The organism is Flavobacterium sp. M31R6, from assembly GCF_013284035.1.
Classification (GTDB): Bacteria; Bacteroidota; Bacteroidia; order Flavobacteriales; family Flavobacteriaceae; genus Flavobacterium.
In genome coordinates this window covers 2,751,950-2,777,291 of record NZ_CP054141.1, presented here as the reverse complement: position 1 = coordinate 2,777,291, position 25,342 = coordinate 2,751,950, and the positions used below count along the sequence as shown (strand labels likewise).

Genomic DNA, 25,342 nt, shown 5'->3' with positions numbered 1-25,342 from the left:
AACCCCCGATTCGAAGATTATAAATAAAATCTTTGAAACGGGGATTTTTTTATCCTATCATTTTTCTGGCTTTTTCCAAATCTTCTGCAGTGTCGATTCCAATTCCAACGTGTGTGGTTTCTACCATTTTGATGCGTTTTCCAAATTCCAGATAACGCAATTGTTCTAATTTTTCGGAGGCTTCCAATGACTTCATTGGTAAGCTATAAAAATCTAAAAGCGCTTGTTTTCTAAAAGCATAAATTCCAATATGCTGCATATAACGAACACCAACATTTTTCTCTCGTGGATACGGAATCACCGAACGTGAAAAATACAATGCAAATCCGTTTTGGTCAACTACCACTTTAACATTATTAGGATTGTTGATTTCGTCTTCGTTTTTTATCTCTCTCATCAAAGAAGCCAAATCAACTTGATTTGAAGTATCATTTTTAAAAACTTCGATGACTTTTGCTAGAGGTACTGCATCAATAAATGGTTCATCCCCTTGCACATTGATAACAATATCAACATCTAGATTTTCAACTGCTTCTGCAATACGATCACTCCCCGATTCGTGTTCTTTGATACTTCGAATGACTTTTCCTCCATTGGAAACTATTTCATCAAAAATCAAATCGGAATCAGTTACCACAAAGACATCGTCAAACAATTGAGTGTTTATGGCTGCTTCGTAAGTTCTTAAAATAACCGTTTTACCTCCCAAATCCTGCATCAGTTTTGCTGGAAATCGTGTGGATGCGTAACGGGCGGGAATGACTGCTATTATTTTCATTACTTTATATGTTTTTTAATTGCCACGAAGGTGGTAAATTGCAAAGTTTTATTTTAATTTTTTATTTTCTACCTCTTTTAAAATAATCATTTGCTGTATAGCTATTTGATTGAGTTTTACTAATCGTTCTTTTTGTGATAAATTTTCGTTGATAAAAAGAGCGTTTAAATTTTCCAGATTAGATAAACAAATTAGCTCATTTATTGAGGCATAATCCCGAATATTTCCTTTCAAATCAGGGTTTTGTTCTCGCCATTGTTTAGCAATCATCCCAAACAAAGCCATATTCAATACATCGGCTTCATTAGCATATACTATTGAGATTTGTAAAGTAGTAAGTGTTTTGGGTGTTAAATTGTGTTTAATAGCATCGGTATGGATGTGGTAGTTTATTTTTGTTAATTCCCTGTGTACCGACCAACCAATATGTTTTTGCTCTTCTTCTTTTAAACGCTGAAATTCTTTAACAATATAAAGTTCAAATTCAACTGAAATCCAACTTGCAAATTTAAAGGCAATATCTTTATGAGTAAACGTTCCGCCATATCGCCCTGATTTTGAAACAAAACCAATGGCATCAGTTGTATTTATCCATTTTTGAGGAGACATTGTAAAGGCGTTTAAACCGGCCTCTTTTTTAAACCCCTCGAATTCGAGGGGTTTAAAATTTGGGTTATATAATGTTTCCCAAAGCCCCAAGAATTCTAATGTATTTCTATTTCGCATCCAATTTCCAATGGTTGCACTTGTATCATCAGTTTTGTGTTTTGCAATGTCTGTAATAGAAATATAATCATTATTATTGATTGATACTACGGTAACTTCGGTATCCTTAACTTTAATTTTAGCCATCTATTGAGTATTCTAAATTAAATATGACATTTTATAAAATTATATAAGCTATATATTTTTGTCAAATATAAGATTTTTCTATAAATTAATTCGAAATCTTCACCGAAGTCATACTCAACGACCCTCCTACCAATTTATCATTGAACAAACTCAATTCTTCTGATTTCCCTTTTAGTCCCAAAGTATAAATTAAAGGTAAATAATGATCCGGTGTTGGAATTGCCAGTTGAAAAGCTTTACTCTGTTTTTCAAAATCAATAAGCGGTTGAAAATTGCCATCGAGTAAATAATCGTTTATATCTGCCCTTGCTTCTACAGCCCAATCGTAACCGTAATTTTCAGTATTGATGTTTCTAAAATCAACCATTCTCAAATTATGGATGATATTGCCACTGCCTACAATCAAAATTCCTTTACTGCGCAACGCACTTAGTTTTTGCGCCAAATCAAAATGATATTGTCCTGATTTTGTATAATCGATACTCATCTGAATTACAGGAATATCAGCATCTGGATATAAATGTTTAATTACACTCCAAGCTCCGTGGTCTAAACCCCAATGTTGATCTAATTCTACACTGTTTGGCAATAATAATTCTTGGGTTACGGTTGCTAATTCAGGGCTTCCTTTGGCGGGATATTGCACTTCAAATAATTCTTGTGGAAATCCGCCAAAATCATGAATTGTTCTTGGTATTTCCATTGCGGTAACTTTGGTTCCATTAGTAAACCAATGTGCCGATATACACAAAATAGCATTGGGTTTGGGAAGCGTTTTTGCCAAATCACGAAAACCGGTCACAAACTGATTTTCTTCGATGGCGTTCATTGGACTTCCGTGTCCCAAAAACAAAACAGGCATTTTTTCAGTATTTGAAAATGAACCTGATATTTTATGTAAGTCATTTAGTGTGTTCATTGTATTTATTTTTTTTACCGCAGATTTGCAGATTTTTTTATAAATCTATAGTAATCTATTATTCATTCAAGATCTGCGAATCTGTGGTTAATTTTTTAATCATTCCACAAAACTCTCATCCTTAAAACCTATCAAATATAACTTATTTTTGGCTCTCGTCATAGCGGTGTATAACCATCTAATGTAATCTCTGTCAATACCATTTGGTAAATACGGTTGTTCTATAAAGACCGTATTCCATTGCCCTCCCTGCGATTTATGACAAGTAATAGCATACGAGAATTTAACTTGTAATGCATTGAAATATTCGTTTTCCTTAACTTTTTGGAACTTTTTGTACTTTGTAGTTTCACTTTCATAATCTTTCATCACTTCTTGGTACAAACGATTTGATTCCTCGAATGTCAAAGACGGGGATTCACTTTTTATGGTATTCATCAAAAGCACAGTTTCAAAAGGTTTCTGATCGGGATAGTCAATCATTCGGATTTTTACTTTTGCAAATTTAAAACCGTAGAGTTCCATTATGCCAAACATTTCCAAAATCTCGATAATATCACCATTGGCAATAAATCCGGCTTCATCCGAATCCTTTAGCCAAAAATAATTATTCTTTACCACCATCAGGAAATCTCCTGTGGAGAGTTCACTTTCTTTATCGAGAATTTTTGTCCGTATTTGCTCATTATATTGATTTGCCCTTTTATTGGAACGAACAATAAAAGCGGTGTCTTCTATACTAAAATTGCTGTAAGCCGAATGAATTGCATCCTGAATATCATAGCCATCAACCAAACGAACAATGTCTTTGAATTTCCGAACATTGAATTTGAATTCGGTTATAAAAGTATCTTTCAACAATTCCCTCAATTCTGTCGCATTGTGTAAAATCCCTGAATTTTCCTCCTGACGCATTACTTCATCAAGCTCAATATATTCTACCTCTTTGTTGTAATTTATGCTAAGCGTATGTATGTCCAAAGCCGGGCTTATGTCCAAATTCACAGGCGGTAACTGAGCCGTATCCCCCAATAGAATCATTTTGCAATTGGTTCCCGAATATACATAGGAGATCAAATCATCGAGCAAAGAACCATTTTCATATAATTTGGAATCCGAATTCGTATCCGAAATCATCGAAGCTTCATCGACTATGAAAACAGTATTTTTATGTTTGTTCTGTTGTAAAGTAAACGAAACGCCTCCCCCTGAATTCTTCTTCGGGAAATAGATTTTTTTATGAATCGTAAAAGCCGATTTGTTCGAGTAATTAGAAATTACCTTGGCCGCTCTCCCAGTTGGAGCAAGTAAAACACACTTTTTGTCAATCTCCAGTAAGCTATTTACAATCGTGGAAATAACCGTTGTTTTCCCAGTTCCTGCATAACCTTTCAGCACAAAAATGGTTTCATTTTGAGTGTCGGTCAAGAAAATAGCGATTTTTTGAAAAAATATATCCTGATTATACGTCGGCTGAAAAGGGAATTTTTTCTGTAAATGGCTGTAAAATGAGGAGGAATTCATTGGGTATATTTTGATTGCAAAGTAAGGCTATTTCAATGGCAATTTCAATTTCAAAAATCAATTTCAAAAATCAATTGCAATATCAATGGCAAAAAACAATTACAATTGCAATATCAAAAATCATTATTAACTTGGAATTTCAATTTAGATTGAAAGCCTATTCCATTTTTTATTTACTATTAAACTTTATTTTTTTTCTATTGCCATTGATATTGCCATTGCCATTGATTTTTGATATTGCCATTGCCTTTTTATTCGTAAGTTTGCATTGTTGAAGAAAATACTATGAGCACCAATATAACCGATAAAAAATACAAAAAGCTTTCCATTCAGGTTTCACTGACAGGACTCTCTTTTTGTTGTTTTGATACGCTTCATAATACAATTGTATCTATAAATGAAATTCATTTTGACACTTTCCATAAATCGACCAAGATTGAGGAATTGTTTTCGGATGCTTTCCGAAATTATCCGGAACTGAATGACAGTTACGATGAAATTCAAGTGATTCATAATAACAATCTTTCGACATTTGTTCCCACTGCCCTATTTGATGAAAATTTTCTAGGCAGTTATTTGCAATACAACACCAAAGTTTTTGAAACCGACTTTTTTGCATTTGATGAAATCAACAATTATCAGATGAATGCGGTTTACATTCCGTATGTGAATATCAATAACTTTTTTATAGATCAATTTGGTTCTTTCGATTACAAACACGCCAACAGTATCTTGGTTTCAAAGCTTTTGGATGCATCCAAAAACAATGACAATAAGAAAATGATTGTCCATTTTAATCCTGGACATTTTGAAATTATTGTGATTCAGAATCAAAAATTACTTTTATTCAATTCATTCGAATATAAAACGCCAGAGGATTTCATTTACTATCTGCTTTTTACAGCCGAACAGCTAAATATGAATCCCGAAAGTTTCCAATTGGAATTATTAGGAGCCATTTCGGAAGAAGATGATTTTTATAAAATCGCTTTCAAATACATTCGAAATGTATCCTTTCTTGATGTAACAGATTTACAAAAAAGCAACAACTTTTCAGCAGGACAGAATCTGCAACATTTTATACTTTTTAACTCATGAGAATCATATCTGGAAAATACAAAGGAAGACGCATTTCTCCACCAAAAGGACTCCCCGTTCGACCTACAACCGATATGTCCAAAGAAGCATTATTCAATGTTTTGAATAATCATTTCAGCTTTGACAGTTTGAAAGTATTGGATTTATTTGCCGGAACAGGCAATATCAGCTATGAGTTTGCTTCACGAGGAAGTACGCCAATTACTTCAGTTGATGGTGATTTTGGGTGTGTGAAATTCATCAAGCAAGTGGCATCTGAATATGATTTTAATATTGCGGCCACCAAAAGTGATGTTTTCTCTTTTTTGGAAAAATGTAAAACAACTTACGATATTATTTTTGCAGATCCTCCTTATGGTTTAGATCAAAAAATATTTGAGAAAATTGTTTTATTGATTTTCGAAAAAGGATTACTCAATGAAGATGGCATGATGGTTATTGAGCATTCGAAGTACACCAAACTGGATCACATGATTAATTTTTCTTTCCAGAAAAGTTATGGTGGCTCTATTTTTAGTTTCTTTGAATTGGATTCAGTTAAAGAGGAAGAAATTGACGATGAGTCCAATCAAAAAGATACAGAAGAAGACGAAGGTTAAGATACTTAAGAATTTATACAAATAAAGCCCTTGCAATCGCAAGGGCTTTATTTGTATAAGGGAGTTAGTTTTTTACTTCTTTTTACCAATTACCCAACCTATTGTAAATCTAAAATATGGTGTAAATCCATCATCATTAGATTTTGATATTTGATACCCAACTCCAACCTGATACCCAATATTAAACCCTCTTTTATAAGTTCTTTGTAAACCATAAAAAGCGGCTATTTGGGAAGATTCAACAAATTTTTCCTGCTGTTTCGTAATTGGCTTAAAAAAATAACCTGCGTTAGCTCCAAAATAATTTCCTGAATTTCTCGAAATGCTTTTACCTTTTCGAATTCGTCTTGCAAAATTATAATAATAACGATATTCTTCTAATATGAAAGGATAAGCAATAAAGGTTGAGCCATAGTAATCACTATATTTATAACCAAGTCCTAATCCAATTTCCGAATTTAAAGTGCTGTTTGCTGTTAAACCATGTTCGAAAGTAAAACCTGGATCTAGGAAATCAATTTTGAATAAATTTTTCTCAACTGATGGCATGTCTTGAGCAATTGTTTTAATCAAAGGTGTAAAAAATAAAAAAAGAACAAAGGGATGCAGTAATTTCATAAAGGCTGGTACTAATAATTAATTTGTAATCAAATGTAATACAATTATTATATTTAAACCATGTTTGTAATCATTTTAGTTTATTAATAAGATTAAGATTGTCTGATTAAGAAAATTGACTGGGAAAATTATTATCGAATTCTATTAGAATTATCATCAATATTTTTTTCCTTAAACTCTGCCGATTTTATTTTGCCAAATGAATATTTAACAGCTATCGAAAATTCATGTGCATCGACAAGATATCTAGCTTTTGAACTTATTCCATTAATCGTAAATCTTTCTTCATAAATTGTGTTTCTAAAAATATCATTATAACTTACGGTGCAGTTCCAATTGGTTAAAAATGATTTTGAAACGCCCAAATCCATTATGAATACAGGTTTTCTTTCAAATACTCCTTCTTTTTGTTCGGTTAATCCCCAAGCTGATACTACAATTGTGTAACCTTTTGGCAGTTTAAATTCATTACTGGAATAATAATATAAATACGGTTTTGATGTAATAAATTCGGCAGAATCATCTTCTATTTTATTCAAAATACAGCTTAGACTGTTGGTTGAAGTCCAAATTTTATAAGTAAAAGGCAAAGTAAATTCTAAGTTAAGTCCCGATTCTTTATCAAAATTGGTTTCTTTAAAAATCAATATATTATTCTTGCTGTCAAATAAAAAACTGCTGTACACAGGATCCAAATTTTGATAAAAACTTAGCTTTACCGATTTGTCATGATATTGGAAGCTAGACGAAATTTGATTGTTAATAGTTGGATTTAAATTGATATTTCTGGAATATAAAAAATACGGATTGATATAAGTTGAACCCTGACTTGTCGATGAATAATTAGGTCTCAGAATACTTTTTGAATAATTTAAGGTTATTGATTTTGTACTGTCAATTGGGATGTCAAGCTGTGCTTTTGGAAAGAAATCGGTATAACTTTTATTGATTAATGGCACATTGTCATTTTTGAATTTTCCTATAATGTTTGTATTTTCAACTCTCAAGCCAAAAGAATATCCAATCTTTTTCATACTGCCAGACAATTGAGAATATACTGCGCTATTTTTTTCTTCAAAATTATAATTTGAAATGATTGTAGCGTTGGAATCATAATTAAAATTGGCAAAATCAGTTTTTGCATCAGCTGATAAATAAAGGCCTCCCGCTTCCAACTTCATCTCATTTTTTAATTTTTTTTCAAGATCTACCCTACCCGAAAAAACATTTACATTGAATTTTTGATCGCTGTTTTGTGCCAATTCAAATTGAGTGTCATTAAAATTGTTCTGGGCCAACGACTTTGAATCCTGATTAAAATTAGAATATTGTAAACCCGTAAACAATTGCGTGTCAATAGATTTAATTTTCTTTGAATAATTAACAAAAGAGTTGATAAAATTCTTCTGGCTCTTATTATCGCTGTACGTTACAACATTATTTTCGACATCTCCGTTTTTGTTATAAGTTGTTGTGTTTATGTCGAAAGGTTCGCTTTGTAATTTACTGTTCATGCTAATTGAAAAATAATCTTCTTCATTGATTTTATAAAAAAGGCCTCCACCAAAAATAAATTGCTTTCTTTTGGTATTTGCAGTAGCAACATTATAATTCGAAATTATACCCTCAGATGGAATTTGATAATTAATGCTGTGGCTTTCCCAAGGACTTAGTTTGTTGTAATTAAAATTAGCTTTCCATTCCAATTTATTCTTTTTGAAACTCGAATTTATTCCCAAATAATTATTGAATTCTTTCTTGAACGAAGCCACCTCGGATAAAGTCGTTTGTGAGCCTTCCTTTTTACTAAATTTTCTGGTTATCAAAATTACCGCTCTTCCTTCGGCTTCATATTTTGATGATGGATTATTGATGATTTCGATGGTTTTTATGTCATCTACCGACAAGGCAGTCAAATCATTCATTCCCACTTTTTGATTGTCTATGTATATTAAAGGATTTCCCTTTCCAATAACCGTGATATTCTCTTTGTCAGCACTGAGAGTAATATTGGGTAGTTTGGATAACAAATCTATCGTATTTGGGGCTGAATTTAGAATAGAATTAGCAACATCAACTTTTATATTGCCATTTTTATTGGTGAACATTTTTTTTTCTTTAGTGACAACTACTTCCTTTAATTTATTGGATATACTGTCATTTTCGGTAGTATTTTGTCCGTAACTCAATCCAGAAATAACAAGACAAATGGTGATTAATGCATTTTTAAATCCTAATCTATTTTTCATTTATAATAGTAAGTTTTTTGATTATGAAACACTGCAAAAATGATTCTAAATACTCACTATCTAAGTTAATCGAAGGTTAATGCGGAGTTAATGGCTAATTTGAATGATAAAAGAATTATTTTTGAATTCAATTATTACCAAATGAAACAAAGAATTAATTTATTAATCGCATTTTCTATAGTTGCTCTGATTGTCTTATCTGCCGTGCAATGCTATTTGGTAAAAACCACTTATGATTATAAAGTGGCACAGTTTCACTCAGAAATTAAAGAAGATATTGCCAAAATAACGAATGATTACAGTGATATTGATTCGGCTTATGTCAACAAAAAAGAAATGCTTTATAAGCAATTGGCCCAAAATTATGTTTTGGGTAAAAAATCAAAGATTACTATAAAAAATACTTTAATAGAAAATGAATCTAATGACGCCTTAACACGAAAACTACAACTTCGATTTAAAAGAGATTTCCCCAATATCGCCATTGATTTTGCTATTGTCCTGAACAAATTTGTCATTTATAATAGTTATCGAAAAACGGATACTATTTTTTCTGAAAAGCCTCTTATTCAAAATAAAATATACGGTAATTTAAAGTCTTTAAATAATGCTTTTTTGGTTAGAAATTATGTTAGCACCACAAATGGTCCTGCATCATTAAAAGATTATAAATTACTTACAGAAGATTCCATGTATGTTTCTGTAATCGATTGGGAAATGATCATTTTTGAAAGAATGAAAATGATTTTACTGCTGTCATTGCTTTCAATTCTAACTTTAATAACTCTTTTTGTAATTGCGATTAAAGCATTAATTAAGCAAAAAAAAGTAAGTGATGTCAAAACCGATTTCATCAATAATATCACTCACGAACTCAAAACTCCTCTGACTACTTTGGGAATTTCCACAAAAATATTAGAGCGAAAAGACATTCGCGAGAATGAAGCGCAATTCAGCTGTGTTTTGAATACTATTTCGCGTCAAAATACTCGTCTGCAAAGCTTAATTGACCAAGTAATGGCTAATTCCTTGGGAGAAGATGAGATTGAATTGCAAAAAGAGAAAATCGATGCAGAATCATTTTTAAAAAATATCGTTGCCGATTTTAAGATTGCGTTTCCAAAAGTGACTATCGAAACACATTTTAACACAAACGAAACGTCTTTGGTTTTGGATAAATTCCATCTGACGACTGCTCTTTTAAATGTACTCGAAAATGCCGTGAAATATGGAAGTAATACTATTACAATTAAAACCGAATTAATCAAAAACCAATTTAACATCAGTATTAAAGATGATGGAATTGGAATTTCAAAAAATAAACATTCTTTATTGTTTGATAAGTTCTACAGAGTCGAAGAAGGCAATTTACACAATACAAAAGGATTAGGATTGGGGCTTTTTTATGTAAAGCAAATTATAAAAGCACATCAAGGCACAATTGATGTTATAAGTGATTTAGGTAAAGGATCTGAGTTTACAATTATGTTTAAAGTCTAATATTCTCCCATTGAAAAAAATACTTTTAGCCGAAGATGATGCTGATTTCGCAAGTGTTCTCAAGCAATATTTAGAATTATACCAATATGAGATTACTTGGGCAGAAAACGGAGAAGAAGCGTTGCGTATCTTCCAAATTGAAAGCTTTGATATTTGCGTTTTTGATGTTATGATGCCCAAAATGGATGGATTTACCCTTGCCGAGAAAATCATCAAAATCAATCCTGAAGTCCCTTTTGTTTTTCTGACGGCAAGAAAGCTAAAAGAAGACAAAATCATTGGATTAAAATTAGGTGCGGATGATTATATTGTAAAGCCTTTTGAGGCTGATGAACTTGTTTTAAGACTTAACAATATCCTGAAGAGAAGCAAACAAAAACAGGCTCATTTACCAATAATTGAGGAATTAGAAATTGGTGCTTATTCATTCGATACCAAACGTTTGTGCCTAAAAAACAATTCTGTAACGCAACAACTGACTGAAAAAGAAGCGGCTCTAATTCATTTTTTCTTTATCCATAAAAATCAAATGGTAAAACGGGAACAAATTTTGAAAACGATTTGGGGTAGTGACGATTTTTTTTCAGGCAGAAGTATGGATGTCTACATCAGTAAAATACGTAAATATTTCAAGGACGATTCTAGAATAAGCATTGAAAGTGTCCGGAATATTGGATTGGAATTTAAAATCGAAAATTAAATCTGTTTTTATTTTGCAATTTGTCTAGTATCAATTGATAAACAGGTGTCGAAACTCTATATTTCTGACCTTCTTTTACGACGAATTCGGTTAGTGAAACAACTTCAGTTTTATGATTGGCTAAAAAATCCCTATGCATTGAGGAAGTTGCTTCTTGCGGTGATTTTTCAAGTTTGATAATAGTTTCTTCAATAATATTTTTGGGCATTTTTAACCCTTTCGCGGAAGCGACCAAGGCAATTTCATTCAACAAAGAAATATAAACTTGTTTACTCTCTGAATTTGATAAAATCTGACCAATATTCTGATTCAAATAAGAAGTTGCTGAGGCAAGAGCCGAAATAAAAATGAATTTTTCCCAAACGGTTTCTTCAATATTCGCAACAAAATAACTTTCGATTTTTGCCTTTTCGAAAATAGATTGAAGTGTTGTTATTCTAGAATCCTTAGTTGATTTCGATCCGAAAAATAGTTTTTCATAAGGTCCAATTTTCTTGATTATTCCTGGTGCAACAATCATCGAAACGATATAGACACAGCCTTGCAAAACAATATTTTGTGGAAATAGTTTGTTAATCCTCTCTGTAGCATCAACTCCGTTGTAAAGTGGAAGAATGATTGTATCGGGTGCAATGCATTTTCTGTACAATTCAAAACTAGTTTCAATATCGTAGGTTTTGGTCGCACATATCAGGTAATCGAGTGTTCCGATTAATTCAGGATTGTCAGAAACTAAATCCGGGAAAACAATCGTCTCACCATCATCGGAGAGGATTTTTAATCCTGATTCAACAATGTTTTTTTGAGTTTCGCCTCGAGCAATAAAAATAATTTCGACGGTATTGGATTTAGTGTATTCTCTGGCCAATAGTCCTCCAAAATAACCACCTACTCCACCTAAACCTAAAATTCCTATACGTGTTTTCATTATTTAATGGATTAGTTTTCAAGAGTCTCTTTATGGTTTTTCGTAGCTGCAATAACAACCAGCCCCAAAATTAGAGCACAGCTATACTCCATTCCTCCTTCACCGTGTTCACCAACCCACCAACCATTTTCATAATGGATGATAATATTACCCATTATTAACATCAAAATAAATCCAAGAGACAGATACTTTGTATAATATCCAAAGGCCAGTGCGATACCTCCAATAATTTCATAGGCAGTGATTCCCCAAACCATTACAGTGGTTGCAATGAAGCCCTTGGAAGATAAAAACCCGGCAAATCGTTCTATTGTGCCATTGGTAATCCTTGTGACCGCATGAGCCACAAAAAATAATGGTAGAGTAATTCTAAAAAGTAAAAGTGACTGTGATGAAGATAAAAAAGGAAAATTTCTCATGTTTTTTTGACTAAAATAGTAAATAAACATGAAAAATAGTAAAAAAATGCAGACCTATAAGCCGGATTCTGTTCTTGTTATTACTAACAATACCTTATCATTTATCTAGATCCAGCATTACTGTTGGACTCAAGCTATCTACCCTTCAGCAACGGACGAGAAGCCCTTAAATGCTGATATACTTGATATTTCACCGCATAGAGTTTACCTGGTTTCACTACAGCATTACCTGTACATACTTTCTGTTGCACTTGTCCTAATCACGTCCTAAAACGCAACCGACGGGTGTTACCCGCTATGCTTCTCTGTGGTGTCCGGACTTTCCTCCCTCCCGATTAATCGAGACGACGATAAGGCGGTCTGCGGTGCAAATCTACAACATTAATCAAGGTTTTTCAAGAATACAGCTTTTACTTTAACAAGTCATTTGCAACATACTACAAACAAAATAGTTATCTTTAATCTAAATATTAATTTCTGTCATTATGAAATTGGCATGACTCTAAATTGGTCGTAAAAACCAATGATGATTGCGTCTCGAACGTTAGCAAACAGACGAAGCAATTACATATGACCAATAAAAAAAAGCTACATATGAAACCAACTTATCATTATACCACCGTTTTGGAAGCCTTAGAAGATTTAAAAGAAAAAGGATTTCACCATGATTTTAATCTTCATACAGAAGCCATTAAATCGAATCCAGATGATTACTCAGTAGAACATGTATATCGTTATGAAGGAGACTCAGATCCAGATGAAGAATCAGTTGTTTATGGAATAATATCCATTTCTGGCAAAAAAGGTGTTTTTGTGTCCGGTTTTTCAGCAAATTCTGATGATGAAGCGGCAAAAATTTTGGAAAAACTATTTATTGAAAGTAGCAAATAATCATCTCTTGTTTTTATTTTTAATGAATATAATAAAAAAACAAACCAACTTAAAATGTCCCAAAATACCCGTTTTAGGTCTAAGAATAACTTAGTTTAGGTGTTTTCTTCCAAATTATTGTGATCGTCTCCACCAATGCTGTAATGGCTATTTTCTTCATCTTCTTCTCCAGTCGAAATGTATTCATCATCAAACTCTGAACCTGGGATATCTAAATCGGCACCAGACATGTCCTCATCAAATTCCTTTTGGTTCAGTTCGCTTATATTGTTGATTTCGATAGGAATTTTCTTTTTCGAAATATCTTCAGGGTCGATGTCACTTTCTTTATGGAATTTTCTATAAATATCTTCTTCCGGAGGATACAAAAGAGAATCCGGTAACTTGTTTTTGTTTTCTTTTTTTTGTTCTAAACCATTTGTTCCTGAATTTTTTTTCATCTCTCCCATAATACCTTTATTTTACTGATTTTCAATGTACTAATTTACGTATTCTAACTAAATATTACTCCCAATTTATTCATTTTTTTTTAATGTTTAACACCATGCAGAATTGTATTATTCTAAAAATAGGATGTAAATGATACTAATAACCATCAATAATGACCAATACATTTTTTTAATAAAAAATTAGATTTTACTTCGCTTTTAGTCAAAAAAAATATTACGGCATTATTTAATCAAATGGAAATAACTAACTTTAAGCTACATTGATGGTATAAAACAAAACTTCTATTATGGGAAATGATAATTTTATTAAAATTGAGGCTATTCAAATCGCAGAAGTTTTTAACATAAAAAAAATAAGAACTGAATATGGAGTTGAAGCACATTCCAGTTCACCCTCTGAAATTTTTTATACGTTAAAAAACAAAAAACGCTACATCTATATATTTGATTATGGAGTAGTTGTATTTGCAAATTGCACAGCTACGGAGAAAAATGAATTCATTGATTTTGTCAAAAACTATGCTTCGACAATTGTTGATTTGGAATTGCTTGAGGAATATCGAATAGAAATTGATACAAACACTCCAAAAGTGATTATCAAAAATGATTATGTCTCTGTACCTTTTGTTGATGCTTCTGTCATGAAAATCGTAATGCTCAATATTGCCCAATCTGTTGCATTGGATTATTATGAAGCGCTGACAGATGATCTTATCACTTCTTCCAAAAAATACATACAAGAATTAGAACAGCACGGAAAACTAAGCATTTCAAAAAAAAATCTACTGAAATACATCGGAAAAGTATTGAACGTCAAAAACAGTATTGTTGATAATCTCTATATTCTCGATGACCCCAATTTAGTTTGGGACAATGAAGAGCTCCATCTTTTAAATCGCCATCTAAAAGCTAATTTTGATATCAATCCACGTTTTAAGGATCTTGATTATAGATTGGATATCGTAGAGGACAATCTTAGACTTTTTACGGATGTTTTGAATGTACGTGAAAGCTCCCGATTGGAATGGATTGTGATTATATTAATTTTTTTGGAAATAATGATAGCGTTACTTTTTCATTAAAAATTAATCGCTCTTTAACCATCCAGTAATACTCATTCTGGTTTTTTGGGTAACCAAAACTTCATGAACAAGCTCATCACTTTTAAAGAAAACTGTTTTACCCTGTGTTGGACTGATTTTTTGATTGTTATCCAATTGGTGAATGAGTAGTTCACCTCCGTCACTTTCCTGCCAATTACTGTTTAAATAGCTGATCATCGAGTATTTTCGACTGGGATTGTTTTTGAATTGATCGAGATGTTTCAGGTAGAAATCTCCAGCTTCATATAACGAATAATGAAATTCGTAACCCGTAATTCCAGCATAACAACTTTCATTCAAATAAAGTATAAAAGCTTCTATTTGTAGAAAAAATTCATTCTCAAACGCATTATTATTCTTTTTGTCTAGCCAATAGATGGAATCACTTCGAATGGCTCCATCGTATGATAACTTTTCTGAATTACCAATCCCTGCAGCTGATAATTGGCTGTTTTTATTTAAATTATGTAGATTTTGCTTTAAGTTATTAGCCAAATCATTACTCAAAAAATGTTCGGATATGCCTACCTTATTTTCAATATAAGTAGCAATCAAATCTTCAAAACTATTCTCCATATCCAATTTTGATGGACTGAAAATAGTTCCAACGTGGCAAGGTAGACTAATTAAAATCAGTAATGCTATATTTAAAATAAATAACACGTAAAGTACTGATAATCAATAAATTTTTGTTAAATTTAATTCTTTTTTTAACTAAAAACTTGAATAGACATGAAAAACTGTATTGCACTTGTATTGTTGATCGCGACTAGCATCACGTACGCCCAAAAAAAACCGAATGGTACTATTTATGTAGAGCATCCTGCTATCACTACAGTAGAAGACATGACACAAGCATTTGTTAGTGGAAACGCCGATAAAGTGGCTAGCTATTTAGCTGATGATTTTAAGTACTATAGCGGAACAACTACCAATAAGGATGACAAAGGAATGGATAAAGCGGCTTATTTAAAGACGGTTAAAACATGGAAAGACAACATCGATTATCCAAGTATCAAAAGATCCAAAGGCGCTTATCCTGATGCTCTAGAATACAAAGATGCCGATCAAAAAGATTTAGTTTGGGTTCAAACTTGGGAAGACGTAAAAGGTGTTCAGAAAGAAACTGGCGTAAAAATTGATCGTCCAATCCACCGTTTATTCACCGTAAATAAAGACAATAAAATAAAAATGATGATTAACTATTCGACCAGTACTGTAAACGATGAAATCAATGAAAGTTATGCCGAGAGAACCAATGGTCAAATCTACAATCATCATGAAAATATTAATTCTGTGCGAAAAATGGTGTATGCATTTGAAAACAAAGATTTTGATAAAGCTTATAAGTATTATGATGACAAAGCTACTTTTATAGATATTAATAATCCAGACATTAATAAACAATACACCTTGGCAGAACAAAAGGAAAACGATAAAAAAATGTTTGAAATATATGATCTTGTAAGTATTGATCAAGTAGGATATCCTGATTATTTACATTATGAATTGGATGATGCAAGAGTTGTTCAATCATGGTGGAAAATCAGATTAATCAGAAAATCAGATAAAAAAAGTATAGTCTTGCCTATGATGTTCATTGATACTTTTGATGATAAAGGAAAAATAACTAATGAAATAGCATATTACAGCCAAAAAATATTAGAAGTGAAATAATGGGACATTCAATAACTCAAATCTTAACCAAAAAAAACACGAATTACACTAATAGGACGAATTAGTATCTTTTTTTAACGATACAAAGAATTTGTGCTAATTAGTGTAATTCGTGTTAACTTTTACTAATCCAATTAGTTATAATTTACTGATATAACTTCCAAAGATATCTTTGAACTGATACCCTTCGGATATACGGCCTTTGCTTAGTTTTTTGTATTCGACCAATCCCCACAAAACAAACTCTTTCATAAAATAACGATCTCGTTTTTCTAATTGTGGTTGATACTTTTCTATTAATTTTTCCAAAGGGACAATACCGTCCAAAATAGTTTTGTATTCCTCATCGGAACAGTCATCCAATAATTCAAAACCGCTTTCGGTGAAAAACCAATCCAAAATATCTGTATATGGTGTTTTTTCTCCTTGTTTTTCCAATTTCTCAACTTTTGGGAAATAGGCTGGGAAAAAAGTATGGATTGCATCATTTATAAGGTGTTGCGCCACAATAGCCGCTCCCTCCTGCTCTCCTTCGTAAACCAATTCAACTTTACCGGTTATGGACGGAATAATCCCCATAAAGTCAGATAAACGCAAAGTAGTTTTATCTATTCCTGATCGTAAAGCACGACGCTCGGCGGTACTCAATAAATTTTCGTAAGCCGTAATGCTCAGACGGGCGCTAACGCCACTTTTATTGTCAATAAATTCGCTTTCTCGCGCTTCAAAACTGATTTGCTCCAATAAGTCCTTCGCTAGAGAAGGAATATAAACCAAATCGCTTTGGGCAGTATCAAGTTTTGCTTCCTGCGTTGTAATTGTTCGAGCCGTTTTGATATCTTGAGGATAATGTGTCAAGATTTGCGAACCTATTCGGTCCTTTAAAGGAGTCACAATACTTCCTCTATTGGTGTAGTCTTCAGGGTTTGCGGTAAAGATAAATTGCATATCGAGTGGCATTCTCAATTTGAACCCACGAATTTGTATGTCGCCTTCTTGCAGTATGTTAAATAGCGCTACTTGAATTCTAGCTTGCAAGTCAGGTAATTCGTTGATCACAAAAATACAACGGTTGGCACGCGGAATCATCCCAAAATGAATGACGCGATCATCAGCATAGGATAATTTTAAATTCGCAGCTTTTATGGGATCGACATCACCTATCAAATCGGCGACTGTTACATCTGGAGTGGCAAGTTTTTCGAAAAATCGTTCGCTTCTGTGCAACCACGAAATCGGGGTTTCGTCTCCTTTGACAGCAATAATGTCTTTAGCAAAACGGGATAAAGGATGAAAAGGATCGTCATTAATTTCAGAATCTGTTACATACGGAATGTATTCGTCCAACAGTTCAATCATTTTTCTAGCCAATCTTGTTTTGGCCTGCCCGCGAAGTCCCAACAAATTGATATTATGACGCGACAGAATAGCTCTTTCCAATTCAGGGATTACGGTGTTTTCAAAACCGTGCACTCCTTCAAAAGTTGGTTCTCCCGATTTGATTTTTGTTCTTAAATTGTGTCGCAATTCATCTTTGATACTTTTGCTTACGTATCCTGATTTCTTTAATTGACCGAATGTATTTATGTTTTCTATCTTCATGTTTTTTATTTAAGTTGCTGTCCCGATAGTTATCGGGACTAAGTTTCTAAGAATCTAAGTTTAATTAATTCTGTTTGTTTTATAAGTGCGAAAAAGCAATTTTCCCTTTTAGCCCCGATTGTAGCGGAAATCCTTATAAGCCGGGGTTAGGCTTATAAGATTGTAGTGGAAAGCGGGACGATGTTTCCAAAAATGCCTAATCTTTCTGCTCCAAACTATACCTAAACTATTTTATTCGTTTCTTTCTATTGGTTTCATAATCTTCAAAAATCATTTCGCCCAAACCTTTCAATCCGGTGTAGAATGCTTTTCCCTGATTGGCTTCGGTAAACTTATTTACAAACTTTTGCAGATAAGGATCGTTTGCAATCATAAAAGTGGTTATCGGAATATGGAGTTTTCTGGCTTGTTGCGCCTGGGTATAACATTTTTCGACGATGTAATGATCGAGACCGTTGCTGTTCATATAATAAGATCCGTCTTTTTCCCTAACACAACTTGGTTTACCGTCGGTAATCATGAATATTTGCTTGTTGGTATTACGTTTTCTGCGCAATAAATCCATTGCCAATTGCAGGCCGGCAACGGTATTGGTGTGAAATGGACCGACTTTGAGGTAAGGCAAATCCCGAATGGAAATCTGCCAAGCATCATCTCCAAAAACAAGTATATCCAGAGTGTCTTTTGGGTAACGGGTAGTGATTAATTCGGCCAACGCCATTGCCACTTTCTTGGCGGGAGTTATACGGTCTTCTCCGTACAGAATCATACTGTGGCTGATGTCAATCATCAAAACGGTGCTCATTTGGGATTTGTATCGGGTTTCCTCGACGACCAAATCATTTTCGGTCAACATAAAATCGGCCACACCGTTGTTGATTTGTGCATTTTTCAAACTTTCGGTCAGCGAAATACGCTCTAATGCGTCTCCAAAATGAAACTCTCTAAATTCTCCTGTATGTTCATCTCCATTACCAACGTGCTTGGTTTTGTGGTTACCACTCCCCGATTTTTTAATATTTCCAAAAATGTTATCCAAAGCTTGCTGGCGTATGGCTCGCTCTGTTTTGGCAGTAATTCCCAAACCTTGCGTTCCGTCATCTTTGAGTTCTTCCCGAAGATATCCTTTTTTCTTCAAATCCTCAATAAAATCCTCAATTGTATAGGATGGCTCGGTTAGTTTGTATTCTTTGTCCAATTCGCGCAACCAACTGATAGCTTCATCAAAATCTCCTGAAGTATGTGTAATAAGCTCTTTGAAAATGGCAAAAAGTTTATCAAATGGAGACTGAAACGGAGCTTCGTAGCTTTTAAAATAGAATCCCTTTTTTATCGTATCGTTCATAAATATAAATTTAGATTATTTTTAAATGAACTTGCTACTAACAATTTATAATTTTAAGTTAAAAGCCTTTTTAGGAAAAGAAACACAGATTTAGATCATTGCTCAATATTTTTTTAGTATTCGCTGATTTTTAATTCACAAATTTACACAACTTTATCTGTGTGAATTTGTGAAATCTGTGTTGCATTTTATTGCTGTGGATTTTTTTTGGTTGAACATATTCTAAATTAATCATTTAAAACAACTAATCTACTTTTTTAAAAACCAACTCATTACCCGACTGATTTGTAAGCGTCAATCGTAAGTTTTTGACTTTATAAGTGGTCGTGCTTTGTAATGCTTTTAGGAATTCATTTTCTTTATTATTTTCACTGCAAGCCATTCTTGTGGTTATGGTATTGGTGAATCGAAGCAGTCCTCTTTCGAAGAAAATAGTGCCATTCATTTTGTTGCAACCGGCGAAACCCATGAATTGATTGGTTGTACTGTTTATTTCAAGATTGGGCAATTCCTTGGTGAAATCTGTTAAACTTACTTTTTTTCCATTCAATTGTTCCAAAACCCAAATATCGTGCAAACGGGGATCTGTTATATAATTACCGCAACCACTCAAAAATGTGGAATTGTTGTCTTTTACAATTTCAATTCGAACGGAATAAGATGATTTCTCACCAGACATCGTATTTACACATTCCTGCTGCATAATTTGGATAATCATTGTGATTGATTTATCCGTAACTCGATACATTTTTACATTTGCATCCATAGCCCGAAGGGGTTCAACATGATTACCGGTTAATGTTTCAAAACCGGGCATCAAAGAAGAAAATTCAATGGTATTTTCGGATATTTTTAAGTTCCAATCCGGTTCGTTGCCATTTCCCCTGAAATAGATGCCTTTTTCCAAATTCTCCATTTGCTGTTTATAGGCAAAAGTAGGTTCGGATTTCACAGTTTCATTCGGAGCTGTTACAGCGCTTTTGCAACCAATTATAAGCAAAATAATTGGCAAAAATTGAATCCATTTCTTCATGATTTTTAATACGCTTTTAAAACTGTAAATTATTTAAACTTCCCATCCACATAATACCAACTGCCGTTTTCCTGCTTGAAAGTAGAAAACTCATGATGCACTTGATTGGTATTGTTTTCATCAATAAAATACGCTTTGAATTCCACCGTGTTTTCAGTAGCCGCGATAATTTCGAGTTTTTGCCATTTATTGGCTGTCGCCCAATGTAAAATTTCTTCTCGCGAATAATATTTTCTTTCGGAACTGTGTGTTGTAGCCAATAAATAATCAGCCTGATGTGTGGCATAGGCAGAGTATCTCGATTTCATTAGTGCTAAAGCTGTTGGGGCTTTTTGAACTTCACTAATATAAAGATTACAGCAGGATTCAAAAGATTCCGAAGAACCGCAATAACATTTTTTAGAAATCATATTCTATTTTAAAATGGATTAAATTTGCCCGTCAAGCATGACTATTCTTTGTTGTAGCTGGTTCAATAACACTTGATATTTACTGATCTCCCTAAGATCCTCATCCTCTTCGGCGTGATCCAGCATTTCATCCAATTCCTCGCTAATATCAACCAACTTATTATTGGCGTCCTTAGCGTTTTTACTGGCAATAAAATCAATTATTTCCTGAACACCACTTTTTAATTCGATAAATTTACTTTTATCCATGGTTTCTCGTTTATTCATTCTCCGAAGATTTTCCTTCATTGAATTTTTTAGTGATTTGTTTTAGTTTTTCTTTACGATCCATCGCTGCTTTCTTGGCTTTGTCTTGCGCTTTGTGCAGTTTATCGTTGTGTTTTTTGATGTTCCCTTCGTTGTTTCTGCTCATTATATTTCTTTCGATTTTTATTTGAATAATAATCTTATTATAAAATCGTTACCCTAAAGTACGGCCACAAAGTTCGGGTTTATTATTGAAATGACTGAAATTTTTATGTTGAAAAACCATCTACTTCATGTTTTAATATTAAAAATGAAACAAGTATTTCTTACTTTTGTGTATTAGAAATAGTATCTTTATATAGACAACTTAGGTTTTTTATTCAAAAAAGGCAGCTTTTTTGAAACCTTACAATATTATTTTCAATGGAATACAAAGGTAAATGGCCCAATTTTATTCAATGGTTTTTAACAAAGCCTAAGACGACAGGGGTATTAATTTTTTTAATCCTGAGTATTGGCGTTGCATTTTCAATTTTTCAGCGTTTCCAAATTATTAAAGAAAATAAACTTCGAGAGATGCAATCAACTCTTGAAAATTTACATCAAAATATTGATCAATGTCTTAAAAGTTGTTACGCAACAACTCTTACGTTGGCATTAACTATCAATGACGATGGTACGCCCGATAATTTTGACTCTATAGGATCCCAACTTCTTGCTTCTAATAATTGCATTAGTGCAGTTCAACTGGTGCCAAATGGGGTTGTCAAATATATTTATCCTTTACAGGGAAATGAATCTGCTTTAAATCTTAACCTTTTTAGCACTCCAAGTGTTAAAAGTGAAGCACTAAAATCGATAGCAAATAAAAAAATGTATTTTGCCGGTCCTTTAGTTTTGAAACAAGGCGGAATTGGAATTGTTGGCAGATTGCCTGTTTACAAAAAAAATAAATTTTGGGGGTTCTCTGCTGTTGTAATCAAATTGGGAGATTTATTAAAAATTTCTGGAATTAATTCAATTGATACCAGTAAATATTATTTTCAATTTTCAAAAATAAACCCCAATACTCAAAACGAAGAGTTTTTTCTTCCTCGCAAGGAAGGAATTTATGACAAAGAAAAAATTTCAATACAAATTCCAGATGGAAACTGGAAACTATATCTATTGTCAAAAAAGCAAAATAATCATTACTCAGTTCTCTTTCTTCCTTCAATTTTAGGCTTTCTTCTAGCATTATTACTGGGGTCATTCGTTACCATCTTATTAAATAGACCGAAACAATTACAGAAATTGCTCGATATTCAACAAAAAAAGTTACTGAATAGCGAATTGAAATTTAAAACTATTTTTGATCAGGCTCCAATAGGTATAGCTCTCGTAGACAATGATACAGGTGCTTTTCTGGAAATCAACAATAAATTTTGTAGAATTCTGGAATATTCTGAAAATGAGATAAAAACAAAAAACTACCAATCAATTACGCATCCTCATGATTTAATAATAAATGAGGAAAATGAAAAGGCACTCAATGAAGGTCAAATTAAAGATTACAACTTAAAAAAACGTTATATAACTAAATCCGGAAAAAAAATCTGGGCAAATATCATTGTAAGTTCACTTTCCAAGGCAAATGAAAAATCAGATAAAAATACAAACATTGCTATTGTGGAAGATATTACTCTACAAAAGCAAATCTTAGAGGATCTTAAAAAAAGTGAAAAACAATTTAAAAACCTTTTTAAAAACTCCCCTATTCCTTTATGGGAAGTTGATTTATCTTTTATAAAAAGTTACTTGAAGGATCGTAATCTTCTTGATAAAGACCCTGTAGTGGTCGAAAAATATTTTTTGGAACATTATGATGCTGTTCTTACATGTTTCAATCTTGTCAAAATTATTGCCGTAAATAACGAATGTCTTAAACTTCTTAAAATAAAAACAAAACAGGAATTAGTTGGTAATTTAGAACAAGTTCTTGATACAGAAACTTTAAATGATTTTATTAAACAGTTGGTTGCTATTACACAAAATAACAATCGTTTAACATATGATAGCAAAATCAAGAGCAGTGATGGAAAAACTATTGACATACATTTTAGATGGAATGCATTACAGGGGTATGAAAAAACATTGGAGCGCATGATTATTTCTACCGAGGATATTACTTTTCGAAAGACAAATGAAAAAACAATCCTTAAATCACAACAAAAAGTACAATCCATTATTAACACTATTGACGGAATTGTTTGGGAATGCGATATTCAAACCTTTGCTTTTACTTTTGTTAGTAAAAAAGTTGAACAAATTTTAGGCTATACTTCAGAGGAATGGTTAAGTAATCCTAATTTTTGGAAAGATCATATCCATCCTGAAGATAGAGAATGGGTTACTGAATATTGTGTGGCAAAAAAAAATGAACACATAAATCACGATTTAGAGTATAGAATGATTTGCAAAAACGGAGCTATAATATGGCTACGAGATATGGTAAATATTGTTTATGAAAATAGCAAAGCGATAAGCTTGCAAGGAATAATGATTGATATTACAAAATCAAAAAATATTGAAGATGATTTGAATAATTCATTTATTTTGGTTTCCAAACAAAATGAAAGATTATTGAATTTTTCTTATATAATTTCGCATAATTTAAGATCGCATACCAGCAATATAGCCTCAATTGTAACATTACTTCAGGAAGCTGAAACAGAGCAGGAAAAACAACAAATGATGGAATTGTTGGTTTCGGTTTCCAGTTTGCTTAATGAAACAATGTTGCACTTAAATGAAGTGATTAATATCCGTACTAATATAGACTTAGCAACGGAAGCATTGAATTTAAAAGAGTATATTGATAATGTTATGAAAGTCTTTTCTAAGCAAATTATATCCAAAGAAGTTACAATCCTTAATCATATTCCAGAAGATTTAACAATCAACTACAATCCTGCGTATCTGGAAAGTATTCTTTACAATATCATTTCAAATGCAATTCGATACAGCCATTCAGAACGAAAAATTATTATAAGCATTAAATGGATAACTAAAAAAAATAAAAAAATTATTGAAATTTCCGACAATGGAATGGGTATTGATTTAGTAAAATATGCAAATAAAATTTTCGGTATGTATAAAACTTTTAGTAATGATCCTACTTCAAAAGGAGTTGGATTGTTCATTACAAAAAACCAAATAGAAGCTATGGGTGGAACTATAACAGTAGAAAGTGAACCCAATGTAGGAACAACATTCAAAATTGAAATCGTATGAGTCTTAAAACAATATGGGTAGTAGATGACGACCCTATTTATCAAATTATTGCAAATAAAATCATCAAAAAATCGGAACTATTTTTAAGTGCCAGCAGTTTCAAAAATGGAAAAGATGCAATTGATGTCTTAAAAAAATCAGTTGAAAAAGGAGAAATACTTCCTAATATAATTCTTCTGGATATTAATATGCCAATTATGGACGGTTGGGAATTTATGGAAGAAATGGTTAAGCTAAAATCGCAAATCAGTGAGCCCATACAAATATACATAGTGAGTTCATCTATTGCTTTAGAAGATAAAAGTAAGGCAAAAAATTATTCTGACATAATTGCCTATTTATCAAAACCAATTGATTCCAATGATTTAATATTAATAGCGGCAAACATCTAAACGAATTCTCTTTTTATTTCTTCCAATGTTTTATTGGTAAAAATTAATTCTTGTATGATTTCCCTGCGCAAATCATCAAGATTGTCATAATCAAAATACTTGGCCCACGAAGTAAGTTCAAATAGGTTCCGAATTTGCTTGATTCGTTTTGCGGTTGCAAAACTGGTTCTCAATATGGCTTTCGAATCGTAATTTGGATTGTTGCGGTGTTGGTAGTTAACCGTTTTTTTTAAGTAATTGGCTTCCAGATAATATAATTCTTCTTCAGTATTATCTGGATAAAATTCATTCCAGGCCGCAAAACCTATTTTGAATTTGGATTCTGTCTCTGGTTCCATTGGCTCCAACCGCCATTTGCTGTTGGCCAAACGCCCCCAATGATTGGAAAGCCGATACATCCCTTCCCTGGTGTAAAAATATTTACTCCCCGATTGACTGTCATATTGCACTGGCATTCCCGCAATTCGATCAGGCAACACTTCATGAAAAACACAAAATGTGTTTTTGAATGATTTTGGGCTCGGGCGAAATACTTTTTCCATAAAACAAAGGTAATCACAAACATCGCTAAGTACCAAATCAATTCCAAAAACAAGTATTTTGGGGTGTCACCATAAAGAAAAGGAACCTAATTCACGTAACGCTTATGCGGTTCCTTTCCTTTATGCTGTCGGGCTATCCATGCTACTTCGGTAGCTTATTTCTATCCCTCACCCAGCTCGCAATCCTATTTTTTA

General features: G+C 32.7%; 26 protein-coding genes and 1 other RNA gene. 9 read left to right on the top strand and 18 right to left on the bottom strand.

The features are described 5' to 3' along the window. Window positions 1–49: 49 nt before the first annotated feature. The 4 genes from kdsB to HQN62_RS11350 all read right to left on the bottom strand — a co-directional run bounded on the left by kdsB (window position 50) and on the right by HQN62_RS11350 (window position 4,073). Window positions 50–778, bottom strand: coding sequence for a 3-deoxy-manno-octulosonate cytidylyltransferase (kdsB, locus tag HQN62_RS11365; RefSeq protein WP_173504435.1), 729 nt, complete (start codon window positions 776–778; stop codon window positions 50–52). Between the two features lie 48 nt (window positions 779–826). Next, window positions 827–1,630: a KilA-N domain-containing protein gene (locus HQN62_RS11360; RefSeq protein ID WP_173504434.1), complete on the bottom strand. Its 804-nt coding sequence runs from the start codon at window positions 1,628–1,630 to the stop codon at window positions 827–829. A gap of 85 nt (window positions 1,631–1,715) precedes the next feature. Next, window positions 1,716–2,549 (bottom strand): 4,5-DOPA-extradiol-dioxygenase, encoded by an 834-nt coding sequence (ygiD, locus tag HQN62_RS11355; RefSeq protein WP_173504433.1) that lies wholly within the window; start codon window positions 2,547–2,549, stop codon window positions 1,716–1,718. A 99-nt stretch (window positions 2,550–2,648) separates the two neighbouring features. Beyond that, complete coding sequence (locus HQN62_RS11350) at window positions 2,649–4,073, bottom strand: ATP-dependent DNA helicase (RefSeq protein ID WP_173504432.1); 1,425 nt, start codon at window positions 4,071–4,073, stop codon at window positions 2,649–2,651. A gap of 285 nt (window positions 4,074–4,358) precedes the next feature. On the opposite strand from HQN62_RS11350, the gene HQN62_RS11345 reads away from it, so the two are divergent. Both HQN62_RS11345 and HQN62_RS11340 read left to right on the top strand, forming a co-directional pair. Beyond that, a complete protein-coding gene (locus HQN62_RS11345) occupies window positions 4,359–5,171 on the top strand; it encodes a DUF3822 family protein (protein ID WP_116798223.1) in 813 nt (270 codons plus the stop codon). Further along, a complete protein-coding gene (locus HQN62_RS11340) occupies window positions 5,168–5,770 on the top strand; it encodes an RsmD family RNA methyltransferase (protein WP_116798224.1) in 603 nt (200 codons plus the stop codon). Before HQN62_RS11345 ends, HQN62_RS11340 begins: the two co-directional genes overlap by 4 nt. A 72-nt stretch (window positions 5,771–5,842) precedes the next feature. On the opposite strand, the gene HQN62_RS11335 is transcribed toward HQN62_RS11340, so the two are convergent. Both HQN62_RS11335 and HQN62_RS11330 read right to left on the bottom strand, forming a co-directional pair. Beyond that, window positions 5,843–6,388 carry a hypothetical protein gene (locus tag HQN62_RS11335; protein ID WP_116798225.1) on the bottom strand — a complete coding sequence of 182 codons (546 nt, stop codon included), beginning with the start codon at window positions 6,386–6,388 and terminating at the stop codon, window positions 5,843–5,845. Between the two features lie 131 nt (window positions 6,389–6,519). Beyond that, window positions 6,520–8,637, bottom strand: a complete 2,118-nt coding sequence (locus HQN62_RS11330; protein ID WP_173504431.1) for an outer membrane beta-barrel family protein — start codon at window positions 8,635–8,637, stop codon at window positions 6,520–6,522. 141 nt (window positions 8,638–8,778) lie between these two features. Here HQN62_RS11330 and HQN62_RS11325 point away from each other — a divergent pair, with 141 nt between their 5' ends. Both HQN62_RS11325 and HQN62_RS11320 read left to right on the top strand, forming a co-directional pair. Further along, window positions 8,779–10,137, top strand: coding sequence for a sensor histidine kinase (locus HQN62_RS11325; RefSeq protein WP_173504430.1), 1,359 nt, complete (start codon window positions 8,779–8,781; stop codon window positions 10,135–10,137). 10 nt (window positions 10,138–10,147) lie between these two features. Beyond that, window positions 10,148–10,837 carry a response regulator transcription factor gene (locus HQN62_RS11320; protein ID WP_173504429.1) on the top strand — a complete coding sequence of 230 codons (690 nt, stop codon included), beginning with the start codon at window positions 10,148–10,150 and terminating at the stop codon, window positions 10,835–10,837. Here HQN62_RS11320 and HQN62_RS11315 read toward each other — a convergent pair. The 3 genes from HQN62_RS11315 to rnpB form a co-directional block, all read right to left on the bottom strand. After that, entirely contained in the window at window positions 10,821–11,765 is a 945-nt protein-coding gene (locus HQN62_RS11315) for a ketopantoate reductase family protein (protein WP_173504428.1), read from the bottom strand. The two genes, HQN62_RS11320 and HQN62_RS11315, sit on opposite strands and share 17 nt — an antisense overlap. Window positions 11,766–11,776: 11 nt before the next feature. Beyond that, a complete protein-coding gene (locus HQN62_RS11310; RefSeq protein WP_173504427.1) occupies window positions 11,777–12,184 on the bottom strand; it encodes a DoxX family protein in 408 nt (135 codons plus the stop codon). A 41-nt stretch (window positions 12,185–12,225) separates the two neighbouring features. Next, window positions 12,226–12,551, bottom strand: an RNA gene (gene rnpB, locus HQN62_RS11305) — RNase P RNA component class A. Between the two features lie 227 nt (window positions 12,552–12,778). Between rnpB and HQN62_RS11300 the strand changes: the two genes are divergently transcribed. Further along, window positions 12,779–13,075, top strand: a complete 297-nt coding sequence (locus HQN62_RS11300) for a hypothetical protein (protein WP_116798230.1) — start codon at window positions 12,779–12,781, stop codon at window positions 13,073–13,075. A gap of 95 nt (window positions 13,076–13,170) precedes the next feature. Here the strand turns inward: HQN62_RS11300 and HQN62_RS11295 are convergent, their stop codons facing one another. Then, complete coding sequence (locus HQN62_RS11295; RefSeq protein ID WP_173504426.1) at window positions 13,171–13,524, bottom strand: hypothetical protein; 354 nt, start codon at window positions 13,522–13,524, stop codon at window positions 13,171–13,173. Between the two features lie 287 nt (window positions 13,525–13,811). Here HQN62_RS11295 and HQN62_RS11290 point away from each other — a divergent pair, with 287 nt between their 5' ends. After that, window positions 13,812–14,606: an RMD1 family protein gene (locus tag HQN62_RS11290; protein WP_116798232.1), complete on the top strand. Its 795-nt coding sequence runs from the start codon at window positions 13,812–13,814 to the stop codon at window positions 14,604–14,606. A 3-nt stretch (window positions 14,607–14,609) separates the two neighbouring features. Here the strand turns inward: HQN62_RS11290 and HQN62_RS11285 are convergent, their stop codons facing one another. Beyond that, on the bottom strand, window positions 14,610–15,203 hold the full coding sequence (locus HQN62_RS11285; protein ID WP_173504425.1) for a 2OG-Fe(II) oxygenase: 594 nt from the start codon (window positions 15,201–15,203) through the stop codon (window positions 14,610–14,612). A gap of 156 nt (window positions 15,204–15,359) precedes the next feature. Between HQN62_RS11285 and HQN62_RS11280 the strand changes: the two genes are divergently transcribed. Continuing rightward, window positions 15,360–16,304: a nuclear transport factor 2-like protein gene (locus HQN62_RS11280; RefSeq protein ID WP_173504424.1), complete on the top strand. Its 945-nt coding sequence runs from the start codon at window positions 15,360–15,362 to the stop codon at window positions 16,302–16,304. A 138-nt stretch (window positions 16,305–16,442) separates the two neighbouring features. On the opposite strand, the gene HQN62_RS11275 is transcribed toward HQN62_RS11280, so the two are convergent. The 6 genes from HQN62_RS11275 to HQN62_RS11250 form a co-directional block, all read right to left on the bottom strand. Beyond that, window positions 16,443–17,906 carry an AAA family ATPase gene (locus tag HQN62_RS11275; protein ID WP_173504423.1) on the bottom strand — a complete coding sequence of 488 codons (1,464 nt, stop codon included), beginning with the start codon at window positions 17,904–17,906 and terminating at the stop codon, window positions 16,443–16,445. 226 nt (window positions 17,907–18,132) lie between these two features. Continuing rightward, window positions 18,133–19,251: a vWA domain-containing protein gene (locus HQN62_RS11270; protein ID WP_173504422.1), complete on the bottom strand. Its 1,119-nt coding sequence runs from the start codon at window positions 19,249–19,251 to the stop codon at window positions 18,133–18,135. A gap of 244 nt (window positions 19,252–19,495) precedes the next feature. Next, window positions 19,496–20,284 (bottom strand): META domain-containing protein, encoded by a 789-nt coding sequence (locus HQN62_RS11265; protein ID WP_173504421.1) that lies wholly within the window; start codon window positions 20,282–20,284, stop codon window positions 19,496–19,498. A gap of 29 nt (window positions 20,285–20,313) precedes the next feature. Further along, window positions 20,314–20,694, bottom strand: a complete 381-nt coding sequence (locus tag HQN62_RS11260; RefSeq protein ID WP_173504420.1) for a YchJ family protein — start codon at window positions 20,692–20,694, stop codon at window positions 20,314–20,316. Between the two features lie 18 nt (window positions 20,695–20,712). Beyond that, window positions 20,713–20,961 (bottom strand): hypothetical protein, encoded by a 249-nt coding sequence (locus HQN62_RS11255; RefSeq protein ID WP_254454433.1) that lies wholly within the window; start codon window positions 20,959–20,961, stop codon window positions 20,713–20,715. Next, the gene (locus HQN62_RS11250) at window positions 20,954–21,106 is read right to left on the bottom strand and encodes a hypothetical protein (protein ID WP_116798239.1); all 153 of its coding nucleotides are present in this window, start codon (window positions 21,104–21,106) and stop codon (window positions 20,954–20,956) included. The genes HQN62_RS11255 and HQN62_RS11250 overlap by 8 nt, the downstream gene beginning before the upstream one ends. A gap of 410 nt (window positions 21,107–21,516) precedes the next feature. On the opposite strand from HQN62_RS11250, the gene HQN62_RS11245 reads away from it, so the two are divergent. Both HQN62_RS11245 and HQN62_RS11240 read left to right on the top strand, forming a co-directional pair. After that, window positions 21,517–24,213, top strand: coding sequence for a PAS domain S-box protein (locus HQN62_RS11245; RefSeq protein ID WP_173504419.1), 2,697 nt, complete (start codon window positions 21,517–21,519; stop codon window positions 24,211–24,213). Next, window positions 24,210–24,605, top strand: coding sequence for a response regulator (locus HQN62_RS11240; RefSeq protein WP_116798241.1), 396 nt, complete (start codon window positions 24,210–24,212; stop codon window positions 24,603–24,605). Before HQN62_RS11245 ends, HQN62_RS11240 begins: the two co-directional genes overlap by 4 nt. Here the strand turns inward: HQN62_RS11240 and HQN62_RS11235 are convergent. Continuing rightward, the gene (locus HQN62_RS11235; protein ID WP_173504418.1) at window positions 24,602–25,147 is read right to left on the bottom strand and encodes a hypothetical protein; all 546 of its coding nucleotides are present in this window, start codon (window positions 25,145–25,147) and stop codon (window positions 24,602–24,604) included. The two genes, HQN62_RS11240 and HQN62_RS11235, sit on opposite strands and share 4 nt — an antisense overlap. Window positions 25,148–25,342: the final 195 nt, after the last annotated feature.